At 71.1% G+C, this 23,511-nt stretch carries 19 protein-coding genes; 5 read left to right on the top strand and 14 right to left on the bottom strand.

The features are described 5' to 3' along the window. Positions 1–108: 108 nt before the first annotated feature. A complete protein-coding gene (locus tag ABZ915_RS23365; RefSeq protein ID WP_361806233.1) occupies positions 109–1,704 on the bottom strand; it encodes an FAD-binding oxidoreductase in 1,596 nt (531 codons plus the stop codon). Positions 1,705–1,997: 293 nt separating this feature from the next. Between ABZ915_RS23365 and pstS the strand changes: the two genes are divergently transcribed. The 4 genes from pstS to pstB all read left to right on the top strand — a co-directional run bounded on the left by pstS (position 1,998) and on the right by pstB (position 6,166). Continuing rightward, positions 1,998–3,125, top strand: a complete 1,128-nt coding sequence (gene pstS, locus ABZ915_RS23360) for a phosphate ABC transporter substrate-binding protein PstS (protein WP_361806230.1) — start codon at positions 1,998–2,000, stop codon at positions 3,123–3,125. 130 nt (positions 3,126–3,255) lie between these two features. Continuing rightward, positions 3,256–4,263, top strand: a complete 1,008-nt coding sequence (pstC, locus tag ABZ915_RS23355) for a phosphate ABC transporter permease subunit PstC (protein ID WP_361806317.1) — start codon at positions 3,256–3,258, stop codon at positions 4,261–4,263. After that, positions 4,260–5,321 (top strand): phosphate ABC transporter permease PstA, encoded by a 1,062-nt coding sequence (pstA, locus tag ABZ915_RS23350; protein WP_361806227.1) that lies wholly within the window; start codon positions 4,260–4,262, stop codon positions 5,319–5,321. The genes pstC and pstA overlap by 4 nt, the downstream gene beginning before the upstream one ends. A 68-nt stretch (positions 5,322–5,389) precedes the next feature. Beyond that, positions 5,390–6,166, top strand: a complete 777-nt coding sequence (pstB, locus tag ABZ915_RS23345) for a phosphate ABC transporter ATP-binding protein PstB (RefSeq protein ID WP_361806225.1) — start codon at positions 5,390–5,392, stop codon at positions 6,164–6,166. 364 nt (positions 6,167–6,530) lie between these two features. On the opposite strand, the gene ABZ915_RS23340 is transcribed toward pstB, so the two are convergent. Continuing rightward, positions 6,531–7,529 (bottom strand): inorganic phosphate transporter, encoded by a 999-nt coding sequence (locus ABZ915_RS23340; protein ID WP_361806222.1) that lies wholly within the window; start codon positions 7,527–7,529, stop codon positions 6,531–6,533. 7 nt (positions 7,530–7,536) lie between these two features. Next, positions 7,537–8,157 (bottom strand): DUF47 family protein, encoded by a 621-nt coding sequence (locus tag ABZ915_RS23335; protein ID WP_009326469.1) that lies wholly within the window; start codon positions 8,155–8,157, stop codon positions 7,537–7,539. Between the two features lie 206 nt (positions 8,158–8,363). Between ABZ915_RS23335 and ABZ915_RS23330 the strand changes: the two genes are divergently transcribed. After that, positions 8,364–8,696 (top strand): metal-sensitive transcriptional regulator, encoded by a 333-nt coding sequence (locus ABZ915_RS23330; protein WP_361454274.1) that lies wholly within the window; start codon positions 8,364–8,366, stop codon positions 8,694–8,696. Between the two features lie 17 nt (positions 8,697–8,713). Here the strand turns inward: ABZ915_RS23330 and ABZ915_RS23325 are convergent, their stop codons facing one another. From ABZ915_RS23325 to ABZ915_RS23275, 11 genes are all read right to left on the bottom strand, one after another. Beyond that, a complete protein-coding gene (locus ABZ915_RS23325; RefSeq protein ID WP_361806218.1) occupies positions 8,714–8,905 on the bottom strand; it encodes a hypothetical protein in 192 nt (63 codons plus the stop codon). A 92-nt stretch (positions 8,906–8,997) separates the two neighbouring features. After that, positions 8,998–9,885, bottom strand: a complete 888-nt coding sequence (locus tag ABZ915_RS23320; RefSeq protein WP_361806215.1) for a hypothetical protein — start codon at positions 9,883–9,885, stop codon at positions 8,998–9,000. Positions 9,886–10,237: 352 nt separating this feature from the next. Then, positions 10,238–10,657 carry an NUDIX hydrolase gene (locus ABZ915_RS23315; RefSeq protein WP_361806212.1) on the bottom strand — a complete coding sequence of 140 codons (420 nt, stop codon included), beginning with the start codon at positions 10,655–10,657 and terminating at the stop codon, positions 10,238–10,240. A gap of 58 nt (positions 10,658–10,715) precedes the next feature. Beyond that, positions 10,716–11,786 carry a CHAD domain-containing protein gene (locus tag ABZ915_RS23310; protein ID WP_361806209.1) on the bottom strand — a complete coding sequence of 357 codons (1,071 nt, stop codon included), beginning with the start codon at positions 11,784–11,786 and terminating at the stop codon, positions 10,716–10,718. Next, a complete protein-coding gene (locus ABZ915_RS23305; RefSeq protein WP_361806206.1) occupies positions 11,767–13,998 on the bottom strand; it encodes an RNA degradosome polyphosphate kinase in 2,232 nt (743 codons plus the stop codon). The genes ABZ915_RS23310 and ABZ915_RS23305 overlap by 20 nt, the downstream gene beginning before the upstream one ends. A 307-nt stretch (positions 13,999–14,305) precedes the next feature. Beyond that, complete coding sequence (locus tag ABZ915_RS23300; RefSeq protein WP_361806203.1) at positions 14,306–15,160, bottom strand: hypothetical protein; 855 nt, start codon at positions 15,158–15,160, stop codon at positions 14,306–14,308. After that, positions 15,157–16,185 (bottom strand): ABC transporter permease, encoded by a 1,029-nt coding sequence (locus tag ABZ915_RS23295; RefSeq protein WP_361806200.1) that lies wholly within the window; start codon positions 16,183–16,185, stop codon positions 15,157–15,159. The genes ABZ915_RS23300 and ABZ915_RS23295 overlap by 4 nt, the downstream gene beginning before the upstream one ends. Continuing rightward, a complete protein-coding gene (locus tag ABZ915_RS23290; protein WP_361806197.1) occupies positions 16,182–17,072 on the bottom strand; it encodes an ABC transporter ATP-binding protein in 891 nt (296 codons plus the stop codon). The genes ABZ915_RS23295 and ABZ915_RS23290 overlap by 4 nt, the downstream gene beginning before the upstream one ends. Further along, a complete protein-coding gene (locus ABZ915_RS23285; RefSeq protein WP_361806194.1) occupies positions 17,069–17,455 on the bottom strand; it encodes a GntR family transcriptional regulator in 387 nt (128 codons plus the stop codon). The genes ABZ915_RS23290 and ABZ915_RS23285 overlap by 4 nt, the downstream gene beginning before the upstream one ends. A 109-nt stretch (positions 17,456–17,564) precedes the next feature. Then, entirely contained in the window at positions 17,565–18,491 is a 927-nt protein-coding gene (mshD, locus tag ABZ915_RS23280) for a mycothiol synthase (protein ID WP_361806191.1), read from the bottom strand. Between the two features lie 143 nt (positions 18,492–18,634). Continuing rightward, entirely contained in the window at positions 18,635–23,509 is a 4,875-nt protein-coding gene (locus ABZ915_RS23275) for a trypsin-like peptidase domain-containing protein (RefSeq protein ID WP_361806188.1), read from the bottom strand. Positions 23,510–23,511: the final 2 nt, after the last annotated feature.

Genomic DNA, 23,511 nt, shown 5'->3' with positions numbered 1-23,511 from the left:
CCAAGCCCGAGCGGACCGGGGCCGCCCCCCTGTCGCACGGCTGTCCCCAGCGGCACGACCGCCCGCGGCCGCGCGGTCGCATGGCTGCGGGCGGTCAGGCTCCCCGGTCTACAACCCCTGCGGGTAGCTGAAGAACCTCTCCGGGTCGTACTGCTTCTTCAGCTGGGCCAGTCGCGTCGCCGCGTCGCCGTAGTACGCCTTGCGCCAGTTGGTGAGCGTCGGGTCGGTGTAGTTCTGGTAGGCCGCGCCGGAGGCGTAGGGCCGCATGGCGTTGTGGGCCGACGTGAGCCAGGCCTGGGCCGTCGTGCCGGAACTGCCCGCGCCCCAGGAGGCGATGTACTGGGCCAGCATCCGGGAGCGGCGGTGGACGAAGGCCGTCGCGGTCGGGGCGACGCGGTTGACGGCGCCGCCGAGGGCGGTGATGTCGATGCTGCCCGCGCCGCCCCGGACCGAGGTCAGCTGGGCCAGCAGCTTCTGGATGCCGGCCGCCGAGAGGGAGCGGTCGAAGAAGTCGGAGCGGGCGGCGTACGTCTCGCGGCCCAGGGCGCCCTGCGGGGATCGGCCGGGGGTCGAACCGGGGAGGTGGCACTGGGCGTCGGTGGAGAACCGGGTGCAGTTGGCGTAGCCCTCCATCGCCTCCTCGTAGCCCCGGCGGCGCAGGGAGACGCTGGACGCTTTGGCGCCCACCGCGTCGGCCAGGCGGTCCACCGCGTTCTGGAGCTCGCCGTAGGTGCCCATGGAGAACGCGGCCACGGCGACCGTCGGGGTGTGGCCGGGGGAGTTCGACAGGTGCAGGGACGACCAGATCTCGTCGGGCTGGCTCGGGCCCCACTCCTGCCAGGCCTTGACCACCGCGGCGGCCTTCGCCCAGGGCCAGGTCAGGTATCCGGTGACGGCCTGGGGGGCGGGGTGGGTCTTGAAGTGGAGTTCGGTGACGACGCCGAAGTTGCCGTTGCCGGCGCCGCGCAGGGCCCAGAAGAGGTCCTTGTTGGTGGTGGCGTTGGCGGTGACCTGCTTGCCGTCCGCGGTGATCAGGGTCGCCTGGGTGAGGCTGTCGCAGGTCAGGCCGTACGCACGGGAGGCCACGCCGTGGCCGCCGCCGAGCACCAGGCCCGAGACGCCGACCGTGGGGCAGGAACCGGCGGGAATCGTCACGCCCTTGGCGCCGAGCGCGCGGTAGACGTCGATCAGTTTGGAACCGGCGCCGACGACGGCCTCCTGGCCGCTGACCCGGATCCGGCTGAGCTTGGAGACGTCGACTATGAGGCGGCTGTCGCCGGAGGACCAGCCCGCGTAGGAGTGGCCGCCGTTGCGTATCGACACCTTTATGTCGTGCGCGTGGGCGTAGGCCAGCGTCGTCCGGATGTCGTCGGCGTGGGCGATGTAGGCGACCGCGGCCGGTTTCAGGCCGTCGAAGCGGGTGTTGTACAGCTGGTGGGCGGTCTTCCAGGCCGTGTCGCCGGGGCGGACCAGGGTGCCGTCGAGGTCGCGGGCGAGGGCCGCCCAGTTCGCGGCGACGGCCGCGGTGGCGGTCTTCCTCGGCGTACGGGAGGCTGCCGACGTCAGTGCCCGTGTCGACGAGTCCGTGGTGCCCGTCGAGTGCTTCGCGGCTCCGGCGGCCGAGCCGCCGCTCCCCTTGCAGCCGGCCACCGCGACCGCGGCCACCGCGGCCGCGCCGCCTGAGATGAACGTACGCCGTTCCATGTCGTGCCTTTCGTCGGCTCCCCTGGAACGAGACGTACGCACTGGGGCCAAAGGTTCCACGCTGCGTAACCCAGCCGTCGGAACCTATGTGTGGCCTCCCCGTAAGCATTCCGTGACCTCACCGGGCCGACGGCAGGGGTTCACCCGCCGTTCACTTCCGGCCATCGGCGGCTTCACCTGTTCTGCCTAATTTCGGCCTTACCCGGTGCGGTGTGCGGTCTTGCGGACGCGCTGCCGTACTCACGACTTCGCACGCCGCCGACGGTGGCGGCTCCTGGAAGGAACTCCCGAAAGTGAAGCTTCAGCGCAAGAACCGGCTCCGCGCCCTCTCCCTCGGTGCTGTGGCCGTCTCCGGCGCCCTGGCCCTGACGGCGTGCGGCTCCGACGACACTGGCAAGAAGGCGAGCGACGGTTCTTCGTCCACGGCGAACGCCAGCTCCATCAAGTGTGACAACGCCAAGGGTCAGCTCCTCGCCGACGGCTCCTCCGCGCAGAAGAACGCGATCGACGCGTGGGTGAAGAGCTTCTCCCAGGCCTGTGGCGTGCAGATCAACTACAAGGGCGGCGGCTCCGGCGCCGGTGTCACCGCGTTCACGCAGGGTCAGGTCGCCTTCGCCGGCTCCGACTCCGCGCTGAAGCCGGAAGAGGTCAAGGCCTCCAAGAGCGTCTGCAAGAGCGGCCAGGGCATCGACCTGCCGATGGTCGGCGGCCCGATCGCGGTCGGTTACAACGTCCCGGGTGTCGACAACCTGGTTCTGGACGCCCCGACCCTCGCCAAGATCTTCGACAGCAAGATCACCAAGTGGAACGACCCGGCGATCGCCGCCCTGAACAAGGGTGCGAAGCTGCCCGACCTGAAGATCCAGGCGTTCCACCGCTCGGACGAGTCCGGCACCACGGACAACTTCACCAAGTACCTGAAGGCCACCACCCCGGACAACTGGAAGTACTCCGGCGGCAAGGCCTGGCAGGCCAAGGGCGGCCAGTCCGCTCCGCAGTCCGCGGGTGTGGCCCAGCAGGTGAAGCAGACCTCCGGCGCCATCGGCTACTTCGAGCTGTCCTACGTCTCGGACGGCCTCAAGGCCGTCTCCATCGACACGGGCGCCAGCAAGCCGGTCGCCCCGTCCACCGAGTCCGCCACCGCCGACATCGCCGCCGCGAAGGTCATCGGCACCGGCAAGGACCTGTCGCTCCAGCTCGACTACAAGACCAAGGCCGAGGGCGCCTACCCGCTCACCCTGGTCACGTACGAGATCGTCTGCGACTCGGGCAACAAGGCGGACACCCTGCCCGCCACCAAGGCGTTCCTCCGCTACATCGCCAGCGAGGACGGCCAGAAGGTCCTGTCCGGGATCAGCTACGCCCCCGTCCCCGACGCGATCATCGCCAAGGTCCGCACCACCATCGAGGGCCTGAGCTGACCCGAGTGCGGTCCGGCCCCGGTCCGGGGCCGGACCGCACCGTCCGGTGCACCGCCGCCAGGAGCCGCCCCACGTGAACGGCTCCACCGAGCCGCCCACCCGCAAGCGGCTCCGCAGACCGGAGAACCCGATGGACATATCGACGCAGACGACAGACGCACCTCCCCCCGTTCCCGAGCCGACCATGGCCGAGCAGAAGCGCAACGCCCGTGGCGCGACCCGCCCCGGCGACCGCATCTTCCTCGGCCTGTCCCGCGGCTCGGGCATCCTGCTGCTGGTGATCATGGCCGCGATCGCGGTCTTCCTCACCTACCGTGCCTCCCTCGCGATCAGCAAGGACCACGGCAACTTCCTGACCACCTTCGAGTGGAACACCAACCTCCAGCCGCCCTCCTTCGGCATCGCGGTCCTCGCCTTCGGCACGGTCGTCTCCTCGATCATCGCCATGGCCATCGCGGTCCCGATCGCGGTCGCCATCGCGCTCTTCATCACGCACTACGCGCCGCGCAGGATGGCCGGCCCCGTCGCGTACGTGATCGACCTGCTCGCCGCGGTGCCGTCCATCGTGTACGGCCTGTGGGGCGCGCTCATCCTCGTACCGCACATGACCGGCCTCTACGGCTGGCTCGACAAGTACCTCGGCTGGACCGGCATCTTCTCCTGGGAGGGCGGCGCCCCCCGGTCGATGCTCACCGTCGGCATCCTGCTCGCGATCATGATCCTGCCGATCATCACCAACGTGAGCCGTGAGGTCTTCCGGCAGGTCCCGCGGATGCACGAGGAGGCCGCGCTGGCCCTCGGCGCCACCCGCTGGGAGGTCGTCCGCATGTCGGTGCTGCCCTTCGGCCGCTCCGGTGTGATCTCCGCCTCGATGCTCGGCCTCGGCCGCGCGCTCGGCGAGACGATGGCCGTCGCCACCGTGCTCTCCCCGACCTTCGACATCCAGGCCAGCCTGCTCGACCCGGGTGGCGGCACCTTCGCCCAGAACATCGCCAGCAAGTTCAGCGAGGCGACGCAGGACGGCCGTGACGCGCTGATCGCCTCCGGTCTGGTCCTGTTCGTCATCACCCTGCTGGTCAACGGCGCGGCCCGCGCGATCATCGCCCGCCGCAAGGAGTACTCGGGGGCCAACGCATGAGCACCGCCAGCCTCGCCGACAAGCGCCCCAGCACGCTGCGCGGCGCCAGCCTCCCGAAGTGGTCCCCGTGGGCCATCGCCGCCGGATCCCTCGTGGTCGCGGTCGGCATCGGCCTCGCCGCCGGCCTGGACAACAAGGTCCAGTGGGGCCTGATCGCCGCGATCCTCTTCGTCCTCGGTACGTTCGGCATCGCCGCCCGCGTCGAGGGCCGCCGCCAGGCCAAGGACCGCGTCGCGACCTCCCTCGTCTGGGTCGCCTTCCTGCTCGCCGTGATCCCGCTGGTCTCCCTGATCTGGGTGACCGTGGCGCGCGGCGTGAAGGTCCTCGACGTCTACTTCCTGACCCACTCCATGGGGGTCGTCGCCGACTCCGAGCCGGGCGGCGGTATCTACGCCGCCATCATCGGCAGCGTGGAGCAGGTCGGCCTCGCCACCCTGATCGGCGCGCCGATCGGCATCCTCACCGCGATCTACCTGGTCGAGTACGGGCGGGGCAGGCTCGCCCAGGCCGTCACGTTCTTCGTCGACGTGATGACCGGTATCCCGTCGATCGTCGCGGGTCTGTTCATCCTCAGCCTGATGCTGATCTTCGACATGCAGCCCTTCGGCTTCGCGGGCTCGCTGGCCCTGGCCATCCTGATGATGCCGGTGGTGGTCCGTTCCACCGAGGAGATGCTCAAGCTCGTACCGAACGAGCTGCGCGAGGCGTCCCTGGCGCTGGGTGTGCCCAAGTGGCGCACGATCCTGAAGGTGGTCCTGCCGACCTCGATCGGCGGCATCACCACCGGCGTCATGCTCGCCATCGCCCGTATCGCGGGTGAGACCGCGCCGGTGCTGCTGCTGGTGTTCGGCAACCCGTTCATCAACAACAACCCCTTCGAGGGTGCGCAGTCGTCGCTGCCGCTGTACATCTACCAGCAGTACTCGCAGAGCGCGGGTGCCAACGCGGCGTACGACCGCGCGTGGGCGGCGTCCCTCACGCTGATCGCCTTCGTGATGATCCTCAACCTGGTGGCCCGGGGCATTGCCCGCTGGAAGGCCCCGAAGACCGGTCGCTAAGCATCAATTAGCGGCTACCGCCGCGTGGCGGCCTCTCAGCGACCGAAGAGTCTGGAAGTGAAGTAGTTATGTCCAAGCGAATCGATGTGAGCGGGCTCACCGCCTACTACGGCTCCCACAAGGCGATCGAGGACATCTCGATGACGGTCGAGCCGCGCTCGGTGACGGCGTTCATCGGGCCGTCGGGGTGTGGCAAGTCGACGTTCCTGCGCACGCTGAACCGGATGCACGAGGTCACGCCGGGTGGGCGGGTCGAGGGCAAGGTGATGCTCGACGACGAGGACCTGTACGGGGCCGGGATCGACCCGGTGTCGGTACGGCGTGAGGTCGGCATGGTGTTCCAGCGGCCGAACCCGTTCCCCACGATGTCGATCTTCGACAACGTGGCGGCGGGGCTGCGGCTGAACGGGAGCTACAAGAAGAGCGAGCTCGCGGACGTCGTCGAGAAGTCGCTCAAGGGCGCGAACCTCTGGAACGAGGTCAAGGACCGGCTGAACAAGCCGGGGTCCGGGCTGTCCGGTGGTCAGCAGCAGCGGCTGTGCATCGCGCGGGCGATCGCCGTGGAGCCGAAGGTGCTGCTGATGGACGAGCCCTGCTCGGCGCTGGACCCGATCTCCACGCTTGCCATCGAGGACCTGATCGGTGAGCTGAAGGAACGGTTCACGATCGTCATCGTGACGCACAACATGCAGCAGGCGGCGCGGGTGTCCGACCGTACGGCGTTCTTCAACCTCGCGGCGGTCGGGCAGCCGGGCAAGCTGATCGAGATCGACGACACGGAGCGGATCTTCTCCAACCCGTCGGTGCAGGCGACCGAGGACTACATCTCCGGCCGCTTCGGCTGATCCGGCGGTTTTCCGAGACCCCTCGCGGTGCTGCATGGCGGTGCCACCGCGGGGATGTGAGGGCCCGCCCCTGGCTCCCGGGGGCGGGCCCCTCGCCGTTCCGCTCCGCTGGGGGGCTGTTTCTTCTGCCTCCCGGGGTTTGCACGCTCGCCGGGTCTCCGTGCGGCCCCCTGGGGCTCCGCCCCAGACCCCGGCGGGGACTGCGTCCCCTGCACCCCTGCGGGCTGCGGCTTGGGTCCTGGCGGGGGTGCGGGGGCGCAGCCCCCGGCGGGGTTGAAGGGGCGGAGCCCCTGGGGACGGGAAAGGGTAGGGGCGGTGGGGGCGGGAGAGCGGTCCGCGGGGACGCCCCTCGTGGGTGTCCGGCCTACAGGAACGCCAGGTGCACGACGCCGTAGGCCGCCGCGGCGACCAGGGCGGCTGCCGGCATGGTGATGAACCAGCCGAGGACGATGTTCTTGGCGACGCCCCAGCGGACGGCGTTGACACGCTTGGTGGCGCCCACGCCCATGATGGCGGAGGTGATGACGTGGGTCGTGGAGATCGGCGCCTTGAAGAGGAACGCGGTGGCGAACATGATCGACGCGCCGGTGGTCTCGGCGGCGAAGCCCTGGGGCGGGTCGAGTTCGATGATCTTCCGGCCCAGGGTGCGCATGATGCGCCAGCCGCCGGCGTAGGTGCCGAGGGAGAGCATCACCGCGCACACGAGCTTGACCCACACCGGGATCGGGTCGCCGAAGGTCTCGTGGCCGGCGATGACCAGGGCGAGTACCACCACGCCCATGGTCTTCTGGGCGTCCTGGAGGCCGTGGCCGAGGGCCATGCCGGCCGCCGACACCGTCTGGGCTATGCGGAAGCCGCGCTTGGCCTTGTGCGGGTTAGAGCGGCGGAACAGCCACAGGATCGAGGTCATGACCAGGTAGCCGACGATCAGGCCGACCACCGGGGACAGGAACATCGGGATGATGATCTTGTTGAGCACGCCGTCCCAGTGGACCGCGTCGCCGCCCGCGAGCGCCGCGCCCACCATGCCGCCGAACAAGGCGTGGGAGGACGAGGAGGGCAGGCCGAAGTACCAGGTGACGAGGTTCCAGGCGATCGCGCCGACCAGCGCCGCGAAGAGGATGGCCATGCCCGAGGAGCCCTGGGGTGTCTCGATCAGGCCCTCGCTGACGGTTTTGGCGACGCCCGAGCCCAGGAAGGCACCGGCCAGGTTCATCACGGCCGCCATCGCCAGTGCGGCCCGCGGGGTCAGGGCCCGCGTCGACACCGACGTCGCGATCGCGTTCGCCGAGTCGTGGAATCCGTTCGTGTAAGTGAAGAAGAGCGCGACCGCGATGGTCACGACCAGAGCGAAGGTGTCCATGAAGAGGTCAGGACTCCTTGACGGCGATGGTCTCCACCGTGTTCGCCACGTGCTCGAACGCGTCCGCCGCCTCCTCCAGCACATCCACGATCTGCTTGAGCTTGAGCACCTCGATCGCGTCGTACTTGCCGTTGAAGAGGTGCGCAAGAAGCTTTCTGTGGATCTGGTCGGCCTGGTTCTCGAGGCGGTTGACCTCGATCCAGTACTCGGTGAGGTTGTCCATCGTGCGGAGGTTCGGCATGGCCTCCGCCGTCAGCTCCGCCGCCCGCGCCAGGACCTCGATCTGCTGCTCGACGCCCTTGGGCAGTTCCTCGACGTTGTAGAGGACGACCAGGTCGACGGCCTCCTCCATGAAGTCCATGATGTCGTCGAGGGACGACGCGAGGGAGTAGATGTCCTCGCGGTCGAAGGGCGTGATGAACGAGGAGTTCAACTGGTGGAAGATCGCGTGCGTGGCGTCGTCACCTGCGTGTTCCGCGGCCCGCATACGCTCTGCGATCTCGGCTCGGGCGGAAGCGTCCGCCCCGAGCAGTTCCATCAGGAGTTTCGAGCCGGTGACGATGTTGTCCGCGGAAGCGGCGAACATGTCGTAGAAGCTCGTCTCCCTGGGGGTCAGACGAAAGCGCACTTGGGGTCCTCGGGGTGCTTCGGTTTCGGTCAGGGTGATGCTAGGCGCATCATCCGGCCACGGCTAATGGGCCGTCCCCCAGTGTCACCCATCAGTCAAACTGATCATCACGGGGGCGTACCAAGACGCCTATACCCAGCAAAGTTGGCTACCATATACCCAGTAGGGGTATCTGTCCTGAGCTCCGTAGTGACTGGAGGGGCGCGATGACGACGACCGAGGCCGGTGCCACGGCGCCCTCCGAGGCGGGCGGCACCACGCACGGGTACCACAAGCAGAAGGACGAGCACCTCAAGCGGCTGCGCCGGATCGAGGGCCAGATCCGGGGCCTTCAGCGCATGGTCGACGAGGACACCTACTGCATCGACATACTCACGCAGGTGTCCGCCTCCACCAAGGCCCTACAGTCCTTCGCGCTGCAACTCCTGGAGGAGCACCTGCGCCACTGCGTCGCGGACGCGGCCGTCAAGGGCGGGACGGAGATCGACGCCAAGGTGGAGGAGGCCACGAAGGCGATCGGCCGCCTGCTGCGCACCTGAGTGCCCTTTCCCACAGGTCAGCGGCGCCGAGGTCGGTGCTCGGCCGTGTCGCGTTCCTCTGCCACGCGCAGCACCTCGTCGATGCTCTCCAGGCTGAGCCGGTCCTCGGCGGCGGACGCCGCGATGATCAGCTCTCCGCACAGCTCGATCTCGGCGAGGGCCACGTGGTCCTGAACTGCCGTACCGCCGACCGGAGCCACGTGCGTCACCTCTTCTCTGCCGTTACCGACTTCCTAGAGTAGGCAGGGCTCTACACACCGCGCATGGCACGGACGGGCTAGTTCACCGGCCGCCGCGCTGACTAGTGCCCCGGTTCGCGGGCCGATTCGTCGGATGGCTGGTTTTCGGCGATCCGGCCCGCGTAGATGTCCTTCGGCAGCGGCAGCCGGACGTCCACCGGGGTGCCGAAGCCGTACAGCAGCGTCGTGGAGGCGACCGCCACGGCGGCCTTCCGGCGGCCGTTGACAAATCCGAAGCTCTGCCGGAGCTTGCGGATGCGGCCCTCGTCGTCGAGGTAGGCGTCGAACGGAACCTCGGCCGTGGCGAACCCCTTCGCCGCCGCGGCCAGTGCCTCCCGGTTGCCCGCCGAGGCGTCGCTCGCCGCTCTGACCAGGTCGGCGGTGCCGCGGAAGTGCCGCACCTCGATCCCGCCGAGCTCGGTACGCCCCACGTACGTCGCCGTTCGCGTCCCGCGCAGCAACTCCGCGGCGGCGTACGGGTCCGTCGCCCCGCCCGTGACCAGGTTGCCGTCGGAGAGGGTCGTGGTGTCCACCCGTACCCATTTGTCGGCGGGCACCCCGGCGCCGCGGTTCTTCATGAACAGGGCGCCGGGGGCGAGGAGTTCGGTGATCGGGCGGTGCTCTGCGTTTCCGGCCGGGTCCTGCGGCAGCTGCACGGTGAGCCGGCCCAGCTGTCCGCGGAAGTCGTAGACGCCCTTGCCGCGGATGGTGACCCGGGTGCCGCCGGTGGCCATCTCCATCGAGGTGGTGGCCTTTGAACTGCCCGCCTCGCGCAGGATGTCGGCGGCGCGGTGCAGCGTGGTGACCGGGTCGCCCGCGCCGCGCCCGTCCTCGGCGGCGGCACCGCTGAAGGAGCAGCCCGTGACACCGAGGCCCAGACCGGCCGCGATCCCCACCGCGAATCCCGCTCTGCCGGCCGTCCCGCCCCGCCTGTACTGCCGCCGATCCATAGCCTGCCTACCCCCAGCCGGTACGTCCGTCACGGGCCCCCTGTCGATCCGGTTAACGACGAGTAGGGGGCGGCCGTCACGCGCGGGCGGAGCTTGGGCGGGGGCGGACGTACGCTCTACTTCAAGTGGGTAACGTTGTCAGTGTGGCGCAGCAGGGCGGTCCCGAACGGACCCGGCACGGGCAGGAACACCTCACGACGACGAGCGAGCAGGGTCGCTTCTGCGTAGCCCGGTGCACCTGCGGCTGGCGCGGTCCCGCCCGCCGGGCCCGCAGCCAGGCGAGAGCGGACGCGGAGGGGCATGCGACGGCGGGCTGACGGGCTCGCGGGTCACACAGGAGGCTTCTCGCGGGTCACACGGGCGAGTCGCAGACCAGGGCGTCGACGAGGTCCCGGTCGCGGGGCTGGGTCAGGCGGGCCTGGGCCGGGCCGGGTGCCAGCCACAGGATGCGGTCCACCTCGTCGTTGGGGGTGAAGCGGCCGGCGACGGCCTCGGCCGCCCAGTAACGGACCTCCTTGGGGCGGCCGTTGGCGTAGTAGCACACCGTGGGCAGCTCGGAGCCGGGCTCGGCGGTGTACCCGGTCTCCTCCGCCACCTCCCGCAGGGCGCCCGGCAGCGCTTCCTCGCCGCGCTTGAGCTTGCCCTTCGGGTGGGACCAGTCGTCGTACTTGGGCCGGTGGACGAGGCAGACCTCCAGGCCGCCGTCCACCGGCGAGCGACGCCACAGTACGCAGCCCGCGGCCTGGACGGGGGTGTCGTTCGCGGTCGTCACCGGTGCTTCACCGCCTCGCGTCGAAGGGTCGGAAAAGTCCAGAAAAGGTAAGAAAAGGTCAGGGGGTGGTGACCGTCTGCTTCTGCCAGCACTGCTGGAACGCGAACCGCGACGCCTCCACCTCGTGACGCTGGTCGGCGTGGAGTACGCCGAGGGCGTACGCCGTCGCCGGGGCGATGCGCGGGGTGCGGGCCGCCTGTGCCGCCGCCGAGGCGGCCTCCGAGGCGTCCCGGTGCCGGTTCAGGGCCTGGCCGGCCGTGAGCAGGCGCAGGTCCACGGGGGCGCCCCGGCCGAGCAGCACCTCGCGGGCGTAGCGGTACAGGCGCAGCAGCAGGCGGACCTGGTGCCACGGGCCGTCCTGGGGGTGGGAGGACGGGTCCGGGGACAGGCCGTGGATGAGGGCCTCCGCGTTGTAGGGGTGGCCCGCGGTGACCAGGGGGAGCGCGGTGATCGCGTCGGTGAGGCGTTCCTCGGCGGCGTCCGCCATCGGGAGCAGGTCGGTGGACGTGGCGGTGGCTGTGAGGGGGACCTCGCTGGCCAGTACGGCGACCTTGTCGGCGACGGCGTGGAAGCGGGAGGAGCCCAGGGCCTGGAGCGCCGTGGAATGGGCGCGGGTCCGGGCGAGGGTGAGCTGGCGGTCGAGCAGGGCGCCCGCCTTCGCCGCGCCGACGGTCAGGTTGCCGTTCGGGGGCGTCGCCTTCAGCGGGGCGGGCGCCGCGCCGTCGGTGGGGCCGCCCACGGCCGCGCCGACCGTCTGGGCGGGCACCGCCGAAGACCCCGACAGCCGGTGCAGCGCCAGCAGCAGCCGCTCCAGCCGGGCCTCGTACGAGTGCTCCAGCCCCAAGGTGCCCGACAGCCAGGCCAGTTCGGGCCGGATCTCCTCCGACCAGGCGGTGTCGAGCAGGGGGCGGAAGGTGTGCAGGCTGCCGCTGATGCGGCGGGCCGAGCGACGCAGGGCGCGCGCCGCGTCGACGGACTCCTCCGTGCCGTTGGAGCTGCCCCCGGTCTCCCGGTGCAGCCGCAGCGCGCGGAGGAACTCCGTGGCCTGGGCGCGCAGGTAGCCCGCGAGGGTGTCCCCGGTCACCGCCCCGGCCGCGGGGTCCGTCGGGTCAAGGTGTTGCTGTGCCACGCCGGCGCCTCCGGGCGTCTATGAGCATCTCCTGGACGTTGCGCAGGGGTTGGCCGTCCCCGTCGGTCGCGTGCCGCGTCCACTCGCCGTCCGGGCCCAGGTGCCAGGAGATGGTGGTGTCGGACATGCCGGTGTCGAGCAGCCGGTTGAGAGCGGACCGGTGGGCGGGGTCGGTGACCCGGACGAGGGCCTCTATCCGGCGGTCGAGATTGCGGTGCATCATGTCGGCGCTGCCTATCCACACCTCGGGCTCGCCGCCGTTGCCGTAGATGAACACGCGGGAGTGTTCGAGGAAGCGGCCGAGGACGGACCGGACGCGGATGTTCTCCGAGAGGCCCGGGACTCCGGGGCGTACCGCGCAGATGCCGCGCACCCACACGTCCACGGGCACGCCCGCCTGGGACGCGCGGTACAGGGCGTCGATGACCGCCTCGTCCACCATCGAGTTGACCTTGATGCGGACGAAGGCCGGACGCCCGGCACGGTGGTGCACGACCTCCTTGTCGATCCGTGAGACCAGGCCGTCGCGCAGGGACTTGGGGGCCACCAGCAGCCGGCGGTAGGTCTCCCGGCGCGAGTAGCCGGAGAGGCGGTTGAACAGGTCGGAGAGGTCCGCGCCGACCTGCGGGTCGGCGGTGAGCAGACCGAGGTCCTCGTACAGCCGGGCCGTCTTCGGGTGGTAGTTGCCCGTGCCGACGTGGCAGTAGCGACGGAGCGTCTCGCCCTCCTGGCGCACCACCAGGGACAGCTTGCAGTGGGTCTTCAGGCCGACGAGGCCGTACACGACGTGGCAGCCGGCCTCTTCCAGCTTGCGCGCCCACTTGATGTTGGCGTGTTCGTCGAAGCGGGCCTTGATCTCGACGAGGACGAGGACCTGCTTGCCGGACTCGGCGGCGTCGATGAGCGCGTCGACGATCGGGGAGTCGCCGGAGGTGCGGTACAGGGTCTGCTTGATGGCGAGGACGTCCGGGTCGCCGGCCGCCTGCTCCAGGAAGGCCTGCACGGACGTCGAGAAGCTGTCGTACGGGTGGTGCAGCAGCACGTCGCGGCCGCGCAGGGCCGCGAAGATGTCGGGCGCCGAGGCGGACTCCACCTCCGCGAGGTCCCGGTGGGTGCCCGCGACGAACTTCGGGTACTTCAGCTCGGGGCGGTCCAGGGAGGCGATGCGGAAGAGGCCGGTGAGGTCCAGGGGGCCCGGCAGCGGGTACACCTCGGCCTCGCTGATCTTCAGCTCGCGCACCAGCAGGTCGAGGACCTCGCGGTCGATGGACTCCTCGACCTCCAGGCGCACCGGCGGCCCGAAGCGGCGCCGCATGAGCTCCTTCTCCAGGGCCTGGAGCAGGTTCTCGGCGTCGTCCTCCTCGACCTCCAGGTCCTCGTTCCGGGTGAGCCGGAAGGCGTGGTGCTCCAGGACCTCCATGCCCGGGAAGAGCTCCTCCAGGTGGGCCGCGATGACGTCCTCCAGCGGGACGTACCGGCCCGGGGCGGCCTCCAGGAAGCGGGACAGCAGCGGCGGCACCTTCACGCGGGCGAAGTGCTTGTGGCCGCTGACCGGGTTGCGTACGACCACGGCCAGGTTCAGGGACAGGCCGGAGATGTACGGGAAGGGGTGTGCCGGGTCCACGGCCAGGGGGGTCAGGACCGGGAAGATCTGGTGCCGGAAGAGCGTGAAGAGGCGCGCCTGCTCCTTCTCCGCCAGCTCGTTCCAGCGGACCAGGTGGATGCCCTCCTCCGCGAGTGCGGGGGCGACGTCCTCGTGGTAGCAGGCGGCGTGCCGGGCCATCAGCTCGCGGGAGCGGGCCCAGATCATCTCCAGTACGTCACGGGGCTGGAGTCCGGAGGCCGAGCGGGTGGCGACGCCCGTCGCGATCCGGCGCTTCAGACCGGCCACCCGGACCATGAAGAACTCGTCCAGGTTGCTGGCGAAGATCGCCAGGAAGTTCGCCCGTTCGAGGAGGGGCGTGTTCGGGTCCTCGGCGAGTTCGAGGACCCGCTCGTTGAACGCGAGCCAGCTGCGTTCCCGGTCGAGGAATCGACCCTGCGGCAGCTGTACCCCGTCAACCTGCGATTCCTCGTACGCGTCGAGGTCGGCATCGATGTCGGGTTCCAGGTCGGAGACCACGGCCGCCACGGTGTGCGGGCGGTGCGCGGCTATGGAGCCCACGGAGGGCTGCGCGTGCTGGACCTGTGCCTGGGTGTCTGGCTGGCTCATGACCCCATTGTTCCGCGCCAGGAGCGATACGGGCGCGTCGGAACGTGCGGGTGGGAGCTTCACGACCCCGTTCCCCGCGGGCCCCTCGGGGGGCGGCGAAGGCTCTGGCACAGCGGGCTTCATTGGCTGAGCGTCGCAAGGTCGTCTGAATCGATGGTTACGGAGACATGACGTGCGGGATATCTGGGGGCGGCTCCCGGGCGTTCGTTCCGGTGCGGCGCCCGGGAAAGTGCGGTACGGAGGCCGCGAAAATGACGATCTCGTACGTCCTTCCCCCCGTGGGAGGACGTACGGGATCGCCGGTCCCTTACGCGGTGCGCCGGCGCAGCACCGTGTAGGCCGCGATGGTCGCGGCGGCCGCCAGGGTGAGGACGATGCCGGTCTCCACCAGGTGGAGGGGCCAGTAGTGGGACTCCGGGTGGTAGACGGCGAAGTGGCCGTCGGCGTTCCGGCCCCGGTTCACCTGCCAGGCACCGCCGGGCAGCACCAGCCGCTTCGGTGACGTGAGGGTCACCGCCGGCCACAGGTCCGCCCGGTAGCGCTCCAGCAGGAAGTTGACCAGCCACATCGCGGCGAACGCGGTGCCGAGGGCGGCCAGGGTGCGGCGCAGCAGCAGCGCGGCGAGCGCGCCGAGGGCGAGGGCGCACAGGCCGTACGCCACCGTCAGCGGGCCCCGGGCCACGAACACGTCGGCGAAGGTCCAGTCGTCGCCCATCAGGTCCCGGTGGGCCGCCCAGCCCCAGCGGAACACGAGCACCAGGGCCGTACCGCCGGCCGTGACCGCCAGCGCGGGCAGGGCCAGCTTGGCGGTGAGCCAGCGGGTCGGGGTGACGCCCTGCGTCCAGGCCAGCTGGGCGGTGCCGGACTCCAGCTCCCGGCCGATCAGGGCGCCGCCCGCGAAGGCGGCGACGGCGAGGAAGCTGTAGCAGGTCAGCGTGCCGATCCAGCCGACCTGCTCGGTGTAGGCGAGCAGGCGGGAGATGTTGCAGGCCGGGGCGTTGTGGCAGGACAGGTCGTCCGCGCGGGCGCCGACCGCGGTCACCTCGGTCAGCCAGACCAGCCAGCCGATCAGGCAGGCCACGAACGCGGCCCAGGCCAGCAGGGCCCAGCGGTGCAGCCGCAGGACCGCGCGGGGCAGGCCCGTGAGGGCGGCGGCGCTCATGCGGCGGCTGCCTTCGTGAGCCGGAACGCTCCGGTGAGCCGCCTGAGGACGAGGAACGCGCCCGTGGTGAGCAGGGCGGCCAGGGCCAGCACCAGGGCCGTGGTGGTCAGCTGGAGCGGCCAGTAGTGCGAGTAGGGGTGGTAGGTGTTGTAGTAGCCGACCCCGCCGAGCTTCTCGTACAGCCGGTGGCACGCTTCGGCCGAGTCCGCGTCGCAGGCGGGCTGGGGGATGTGCCCGCCGGTGGCGGTGACCAGGCCCGTGTCGACCTCGATGCCGTTGTAGAGATCGCCGTAACCCTGTTTGAAGCTGGTCACGCGGGTGACGGCGGGCCACAGGTGCGGCATGAGCCACTGGGCCAGGCCGAAGACGCCCGAGGTGAGGACCAGGGCGCCGGCCAGCGCGGGCAGGGTGCGGCGCAGGACCAGGCCCGCGAAGGCGCCGGCGGCCAGGCCGGCCAGGGCGAAGGCGACGAGGGTGGGGCCGTTGGTGTGGAAGGCCCAGAGCATGTGCCAGGCGTCGAGGCTGCCGACGCGGCCGCGGGCCGTCGACCAGGCCCGGTGGTGCAGGAGCACCAGCAGGCTCGTTCCCGCGGTGATCGCGGCGGCGGGCAGTGCCAGCTTGGTCGTCAGCCAGCGGGCCGGGCCGACCCCCTGTGTCCAGGCCAGCTGCGCGGTGCCGGACTCCATCTCGCGCCCGACGAGCGCGGCGCCCGCCCAGGCGGCCGCCAGGAACGGCAGCGCGGCCATGGCGTAGGTGAGGTAGGAGTACGTGTCGTTGAAGAGCAGGATCGGTTTCTGGTCGTACGTGCACATCGGTGAGTCGCAGGATTCCCACTGCCGCCACCCCTTCGCCGCCGCGTCGGTGACCGGCCCGGCGAGCCACAGCAGCAGGGCGGTCCCGAGGACCACCAGTCCCGCCCAGACGAGCAGCGCCGGACGGTGCAGGCGCACCAGCCACCGGCTCAGCCGCGGGGCGCCCGCGCCTTGCCGCGAGGCCGCCGAAGTGGACGCGGTCATGACACTCATACGGCGGCCTCCTCGGTCGTCGCCGGGGTGAGGGCGGGGGCCTCGGGGTTGCGCAGGTGGGCGAGGACCAGTTCCTCCAGGGACGGTGTGCTGGTGCGCCAGTCGGCGGGCAGTGGGCCGGCCGGGCGGACGAGGGCGCTGAGCTGGCGGCCGGTGACGCGGGACTCGACGACCGTGTGCGGGGCGAGGTCGGCCGTGTCCGCGGCGGCGTTGACGCGCGTGTGGGCGGCCAGCAGGTCGTCGATCTCCCCGGCCAGCCGGATCCGGCCGCCGCCCACCAGCAGCAGGTGGTCGCAGGAGTCCTCCAGCTCGGCGACCACGTGCGAGGACATCGCGATCGTGGTGCCGTGCTCGGCCGCCTGCGCCATCAGCACGCCCATCAGCTCGTGCCGGGCCAGCGGGTCGAGGTCGGCCATCGGCTCGTCCAGGAGCAGCAGTTCCGGCTGCTTGCCGAGGGCCAGGGCGAGTGCGACCCGGGTGCGCTGACCGCCGGAGAGCGTGCGGACCTTGGCGTTCGGGTCCAGGTCGCCGGCGGCCGTCGTCCGCTCGGCGGTGGCCGCGTCCCACCGCCCCGGGTTGAGGTCGGCGCCCATGCGGAGCGTCTCGGCGACCGTGAGCTGCGGGTGGAGCGGCTTGTCCTGGGCGACGTAGGCCACGCGGCCGCGCGCCTCGGCGGGCCGCGTCCCGAGGACGGTGAGCGTGCCCTCGGTCGGGACGAGCAGCCCGGCGCTCAGGGTGAGGAGCGTGGACTTGCCCGCGCCGTTGGGCCCGACGACGGCGCAGACACGTCCGGCGGGCAGCCGGAAGGTGCAGTCGCGCAGCGCCCACCCTCGCCGCCTGCCGTAGCGCTTGCCCAGCGCGTCGGCACTCAGCGCCGTGTTGGTCATGACGGGTCTCCCTGGAAGTGTTTCTCGAGTACGGCAGTGAAGAGTGCGGCCACGTCGTCACGCTCCAGCCCGGCGTCGTGGGCGCGCGCCGCCCACTCCTCCAGTTCGGCGCGCAGGGGGGAGTCGACGGGGGCGGCGCCCAGCGAGCGCCGTACGAAGGTCCCGAGCCCCCGCCGGGCCTCCACGAGTCCCTCGCGTTCCAGCTCGCGGTACGCCTTCAGGACGGTGTTCGGATTGATCGCGGTGGCTTCCACGACCTCCCGCGCCGTGGGCAGCCTGTCCCCCGGCTCCAGCAGCCCCAGGCGCAGGGCCTGCTTCGTCTGCTGGACGATCTGGACGTAGGTGGCCACGCCGCTGTGCCGGTCGATGCGATACTCGACCACTCGCAACCACCCTTTCACTAATTGAGTAGTGAAAGGGTGGTACAAGGAAGGGGGCGGCGTCAAGATCGCCGCCCCCTATGGGAGATACGTCAGGTTTCTGTGCGGTACATCAGGTTTCGGTGCGGTACATCAGGTCCGTCTCGTACGTCGTGAACCCCAGCCGCTCGTACACCGACACCGCCGCCTTGTTGTCCGCGTCGACGTACAGCATCGCCGTCGGCAGCCCCTGGGCCGCCAGATGGCGCAGGCCCACCGTGGTGAGCGCCTTGCCCAGGCCGCCGCCCTGCTTGCCGGGGGCCACGCCGAGGACGTACACCTCGCCGAGCTGCTCGGTCGCGTGGACCTTCGTCCAGTGGAAGCCGACGACCTCGCCCGCCCGCTCGGCCAGGAAGAAGCCGGCCGGGTCGAACCACGGCTGGGCCTTGCGGTCGTCGAGGTCGCGCTGGGTCAGGGAGCCCTGCTCGGGGTGGTGCGCGAAGGCGGCGGCGTTGACCGCCAGCCAGGCCGTGTCATCGGCGCCGGGCACGAAGGCGCGTACCGTCACGCCCTCGGGCAGCACCGGATCGGGCAGGTCCAGATCGGCCAACGACCGCCGCATCTGGCGCAGTTCGCGGAACAGGGTCAGGCCGAGCACCTGGGCGAGGTGCCGGGCCGCGGAGTGCCCGCCGTGCGCCCACACCCGCAGCCGCTTGCCCGAGGCCGCCAGCAGGGCCGAGCCCAGCGCCCGGCCGTGCCCGTGCCCGCGGTACGCCGGGTGGACGACGAGTTCGGCGGCCGGCGCCTCCACCGGGTCGGTGTCCTCCAGCTGGGCGTAGCCGACGAGTTCGTCGCCCGCGAGCAGCAGCAGATGCGATACGCCCTCGCGGGCACCGCCCGAGAGTTGCAGCCGCCCCTGCTCGGACACCGGCTGCTGCCCGTCGACGCGGGCGGCCTCCGCGAGCAGCCCGAGCACGGCCTCGGCCTGGTCCGGGGAGAGCGCGGAGTAGGTCTCGATGGAACGAGTGCGGGCGGGACGTGCGGTGTCGTCGCTGGTCATGCGTATGAGGGTACGGGGCGGCGACGGTCCGTCGCCGAAAGGTGGAACGGCAAAGGAAACGGCAAAGGAAACGGCAAAGAAGACGGCAAAGAAGACGGCAAAGGGAAACCGCGCGTCGACCCCGGGCCGTGCCAGGCCCGCCCTCAGGCGGATGCCTTCGTGGCAGGGGCTTCGGCGTCGGCAGCCTGCAAGGCCGCCAGCGCCCTGCGGGCGTACCACCGTGCCCCACGCCGCTGGAACCGCCACTCGGGCGGGTCCTCGCGCAGGACCTGCCGCAGCGCCGAGACGGCACGCGCACGGAACTCCTCGCCGAGACCCGCCAGCAGCGCGGCCGCCAGGCCCAGGTCTTCGGCGTCCTGGCGGAGGATGATCTCGACGAGGTGCTCGGCCGCCTCGGACCGGTACTCTCCGCCCCGCGCGATCAGGAACTCGGCCATGTCCGTGCGTGGCATGCGCTGGTCCCAGTGCGTCCGTCTGCCGGCCTCTCTCAGCGCCTTGACAGCGGTGTCGGCGTGCTCGCCGCCCAGGGCCGCCAGCCTTTTCGCGGCATACGTCCGCTCGTACGAGTGGGATCGCCGCCCGCGGATGACACCGAGCAGGACCGTGACGGCGGAACCCCGGTACTCCCGTCCCAGACCGAGCAGGAACTCCCCCACCGCCAGTCGCTCGCCGACGCCGGGCCGTCGGAGGGACCGCCTGCGGGGTACGGATCGGGCGATGACCCCGGCATACGGCTCACCGAGGAGAGCGATGGTCCGCGCCACATCGCCGACGAGGTGGTACTTGGCGCGGATTATCTGCCGGAACGCCCTGACGGCCGTCGGCCGGTGTTTCTCACCGAGTTGGAGAAGCAGGCGTGCCGCCTCCACACTGAACACCGTGCGGAGGGTCCCCGAGCCGACGGAGTACACGAGCCCCGCCAGCTCCGCCGCCCTCCACGGTTGCAGCAGGAGCAGCACCTCCAGGGCGTGCAGCCGCTCGGTATGGCTGCATTCCCGGTGGACGGCGATGTCGTACAGCCGGTCTCCGTCGACGGGCACGTGCGGGCCGCCCAGCAGCAGCAGTCCCCCTGCCGCCAGGCGCCGGGCTCCGGCGTCCGCTTCCGGACGCGTGGCGTCGGCCGCCAGCGACGCGGCGACCGACTCGACGTACGACTCGCCCAGTTCACGCAGCGTCCGCGCGGCGTGCCGCCGGTCCGTACGGCGGTCGGTCAGGCGGGTGCGCAGCTCTGACGCGACGTGGCTCAGCTGCTCCTCGCCCAGGGCGGTCAGTACCTCGACGCCCTTCTCCCTGATGCGGGTGTCGGTGTCCGGGTCGGTGACCAGCGTCCGCAGCAGCGCGGTGTCCACGGGGGGCCGGAGCTCGCCGAGGGCGAGCATGGCCCGCGTCGCCCCGAGCCGGGCCGCCCGGCCGGTGTCCGGGACGGTGAGCCTGGTGCGCAACTCCTCGACGACCTCCCCGATGAGGGGCCCACCCAGCTTCCGCAGCTGCTCCACCACGGCCAGGTAGTACCGGGTGGGGCCGTCCGGCTCGCTCAGCACCACACAGATGGCCGCCACCGGGTCGGCGGGGTACTTGCGGCCGAACCTCGCGGCCACTCCCACGGCCAGGTAGAGCGGATGGGATCGCGGATAGGTGACGTAGCGTCGCCAACGCTCCACAGCGTCGTCCTCGCCGGATCCGACCTTCAGGCGCAGGAATCGGCGGGCCAGTCCGTGTCCGACGGAGCCGACGCGTCGCGGGCTCGAACGGAGCGTCCCCACGCTCTGTTGCGCCTCCTGCGCGTAGGTGCCGCCGAGGCGCTGCAGTCCCTGTGTGGCGCTCAGACGGTCGGTGAACCCGGCATCCGCACGATGGAGGACGGCTCGGTAGGCGTCGGCCGCCAGGTCCTGGTACTCGTCGCCGAGTTCTTCCAGCATCCGGGCGAATCCGCGTCGCTCGCGCGGGCTCGTGCCGGTGTCGTCGACGAGGGCCCGGATGCACCGCGCCGCCTCCTCGACATGGGGTCCGCCGAGTGCGATGAGCTCCTCCAACGCCATGCTGCGGTAGAAGTCACGGGTGAGCGGAGCCTCGACCACGGCGTGCAGGATCCGGGCCGCGGCCGCCACGGACCGCCCACCCGATTTCGCCATGCCCCTGGCCAGGTCGATCTCCTGGTACGTGCCGCGCAGCAGGGTGCACGCCAGTCGCTCGATCCGTCGCTCGGCCTGCCGTGCATGGTCACCACCGAGCTCGACCAGGCTCTGCAGCGCCTTGGCCTGGTCGGACGACAGCGGGGGCGGCGGCACTTCGTCGACGAGAGCCAGCAACGCCCGGGCGGCCGACTCGACGTGTTCCTCTCCGAGTTCGGCCAGCTCCTGTGCCGCCGACAGCCGTTCGGTCGGGGAGGCGTGCCGGTGCCGCGTGACGGCCCGCAGTACCGTCGCGGCCTCCGCCGGATTCAGGGATCCGGCGAGGGCCTCCGCCGCCCGCTGCAGAGCCTGCGGTTCCACGCTCGGCAGGTCGGCGACCTGGACGAGGATCCGGGCGGCGGCCACCGAGTCATGCGGCAACAGCGCCACCACGGCTTCCATCCGGCTGGGGGCGTCCGGCTGATGGGCGATGCGGTGCAGATACTCCTGGACTCTTTCGTGCCGGGTTCGGCTCAGCAGATCCCAGATCCGTCCCTCGGGCGCCGAGACCCGCAGCGAGTCGACGGACGCCAGCAGCCGCCGATAGTGGATCTCCTCGGCCGGGCACCGGGCCGCCAGCAGTTCCCCGGCGAGCAGCTGGTGGGGATCCAGGCCCGCCTGCAGCCAGTCCAGCAGCTTCCGTCCCCCGGCGCGGTGCCGATGGCAGTAGTGGGCCAGGGCCAGGCGGTAGATGTGTTCGAGATGGTGTCCGGTACGTCCTGACGCGGCCAGGATCGCCGCTCGCCACCGTGGGTGTGCGATGTCGAACGACTCCGTCAGCTCCTCCTCCACGAGGTGCTCGGCCACGAGGTGCTCGGCGAACGTCGTGTGCAGGAACTCCAGATCGTGTCCCTTGCGTACCAGCAGGCCGGTCCCCAGCAGTGCGTCCGTCACGGCGTTGGGCCATCCCGCCAGTGGCTCGTCCGCTCCGAAGCGCCGCCCCGCCCCGTCGGCCGCGGTCTCCTCCCACCAGCGCCGCGCGACCTCGGGGAGATCCTGTTCACCACGGACGACCTGCGCGTGTGCGAGGTGCGCCAGCAGCGTCTCGACGCCGTCCCTCAGGCAGGCCACGGCGTCGCGCCCGCGGGAAGTGACCGAGGCGCGCTGCTCCAGCTTCCGCCACATGGTCTCGACCTGGCCGGATCGGGCCTCGCGCAGCAGCGCTCGGTACCGCAGATACAGACCCCGTCGGTTGTCCGGAAGCCGGTCACCGGGAGCGTTCTCGAAGACGATGGCGGTGACGGTGGCCAGCAGCGGGTTGCGCAGCGGATCGCTCAGCCCCGCGTCGTCGATCTGCCGCAGGAAGTCCATGGCGAGCCCCGGGTGGCCGGAGTCCTTGAACCAGGTCCCGGCGAACTCCTCCAGGCGCTTGCGGTCGAAGGGGTCGAGCAGGTGATGGTGAAACCCCGCTGCGACCAGTTCCTCGATGGCCTCGGGGTCGGGCCGGGTGGTCAGCACCATACGGATCGGTGACCGCGTGCCCTGTCCGGCCTGATCCGCGAGGCGCCGGATGACGCGGCCGCGCTGATCGTGGTGGACCTCGTCCAGGGCGTCGACGAGGAGCAGCCAGCGGACGCCCTCCGGCAACCGGGGCAGGGTCCCGTCCCCCGGGCCGAGCCCGGTCTCGGCCGCCACCGCGCTCTCCAGCGAATGTCCGGCGCCGGCGAGCCTGGCCGCGGCGACCCACACCGGTACGAACCTGCCGTCGGCGACGGCGGAGTCCAGGGCCTCCCGGCCGTAGCGCAGGGCGCAGTTGTGCAGGAGCGTCGATTTCCCGGTGCCCGGGCCGGCCTCGACGAGCAGATGGCCGCCGGTGCCCTGCCCGAGCATCTCGTCGAGCACGTCCTCGAGGCGGCGAGGCGGGCCGGCCTGCTTCGCCGGGCTGGGGCCCGCGGGTCTGGCCGGGGCCTGTCCCGGCCGGTGGGAGGCGCCGCGCCTGGGTCTGCCCTCCCGGCCGGCGGGGTGCTCCTTCAGCTCCTCCGTGGCCTTTTCCAGCTGCTCCAGGTCCGCCGGGTCGTCCGGCGCGAGTCCCCTGCTCAGTACCTGCCGGATGTACACCGTGGTCAGCCGGCGTGTGCGGCGGTCCTGGTGGAAGCGGTACGGAAGCTCGTCCGCGGCCTCGCGCTGCCGGTCCAGCACCGCTCGCACGGGCGGTTCCAGCCAGTGGTGCACGGCATCGGCGGCGGTGGCGGTCCGCCGGAGCGGGACGGGCTCGGCCTCGACGCGGTGCGCGGCGAGAAGAGACAGGAAGTCCGGGTCTCCCAGGTCGCAGAGGTCCGTGGCCGTGACGTTGCGCCGGTCCCGGCCGGGGAGGTGGCTGGTGGCGACCCCGGCGAGCAGTCCCTCGTCCTTGGTGAGGATGCCCGCGCCCGAATAGCCCTCCCACGGTGATCCTTTGGGGCCGGATGCCCGCGGATCCGAGCTGTGCACGGACAGCTGGAGCTGATGGGCCCGGCGGTCCGACCCGAGCTGGATCGTGCCGTCGATCTGGTGGCCGCTCGGCCGGCCGTCCTCCTCGGTGAACCAGGGATAGCCGACCGCGTGTACCGCGATCTGCCCCATCTCCTGAGGCAGCAGGGCGAACCGGATGGGCGGCACGGTCAGGCACTCCGTGTCCAGGACCAGGAGTGCCACGTCCCGGTCGGGGTGCGGTACCACCCGCTGTACGACCGCCCGGACTCCGCGGCCGGGACCGCGCACCTCGAGGCCGGCGGGCTTGTCCCGCACCGCATGGGCGGCGGTGATCGCCAGGTCGCCCACCAGCAGGAATCCGGACGCCTCGAAGTAGGTGTGACCGTCGCGTTCCCGGCGGACGACCTGTACGACGCGGTCCAGACGGCTCACCATCC

Source organism: Streptomyces sp. NPDC046915, assembly GCF_040644935.1.
GTDB lineage: Bacteria > Actinomycetota > Actinomycetes > Streptomycetales > Streptomycetaceae > Streptomyces.
Note: the sequence above shows the minus strand (reverse complement) of the source record. Positions and strands in the feature narration are given on the sequence as shown.

Coding starts and splice junctions, on each gene's coding strand:
- ABZ915_RS23365 (WP_361806233.1), bottom strand. CDS start 1,704: ATGGAACGGCGTACGTTCATCTCAGGCGGCGCGGCCGCGGTGGCCGCG.
- pstC (WP_361806317.1), top strand. CDS start 3,256: ATGGACATATCGACGCAGACGACAGACGCACCTCCCCCCGTTCCCGAG.
- pstA (WP_361806227.1), top strand. CDS start 4,260: ATGAGCACCGCCAGCCTCGCCGACAAGCGCCCCAGCACGCTGCGCGGC.
- pstB (WP_361806225.1), top strand. CDS start 5,390: ATGTCCAAGCGAATCGATGTGAGCGGGCTCACCGCCTACTACGGCTCC.
- ABZ915_RS23340 (WP_361806222.1), bottom strand. CDS start 7,529: ATGGACACCTTCGCTCTGGTCGTGACCATCGCGGTCGCGCTCTTCTTC.
- ABZ915_RS23330 (WP_361454274.1), top strand. CDS start 8,364: ATGACGACGACCGAGGCCGGTGCCACGGCGCCCTCCGAGGCGGGCGGC.
- ABZ915_RS23320 (WP_361806215.1), bottom strand. CDS start 9,885: ATGGATCGGCGGCAGTACAGGCGGGGCGGGACGGCCGGCAGAGCGGGA.
- ABZ915_RS23305 (WP_361806206.1), bottom strand. CDS start 13,998: ATGAGCCAGCCAGACACCCAGGCACAGGTCCAGCACGCGCAGCCCTCC.
- ABZ915_RS23300 (WP_361806203.1), bottom strand. CDS start 15,160: ATGAGCGCCGCCGCCCTCACGGGCCTGCCCCGCGCGGTCCTGCGGCTG.
- ABZ915_RS23295 (WP_361806200.1), bottom strand. CDS start 16,185: ATGAGTGTCATGACCGCGTCCACTTCGGCGGCCTCGCGGCAAGGCGCG.
- ABZ915_RS23290 (WP_361806197.1), bottom strand. CDS start 17,072: ATGACCAACACGGCGCTGAGTGCCGACGCGCTGGGCAAGCGCTACGGC.
- mshD (WP_361806191.1), bottom strand. CDS start 18,491: ATGACCAGCGACGACACCGCACGTCCCGCCCGCACTCGTTCCATCGAG.
- ABZ915_RS23275 (WP_361806188.1), bottom strand. CDS start 23,509: ATGGTGAGCCGTCTGGACCGCGTCGTACAGGTCGTCCGCCGGGAACGC.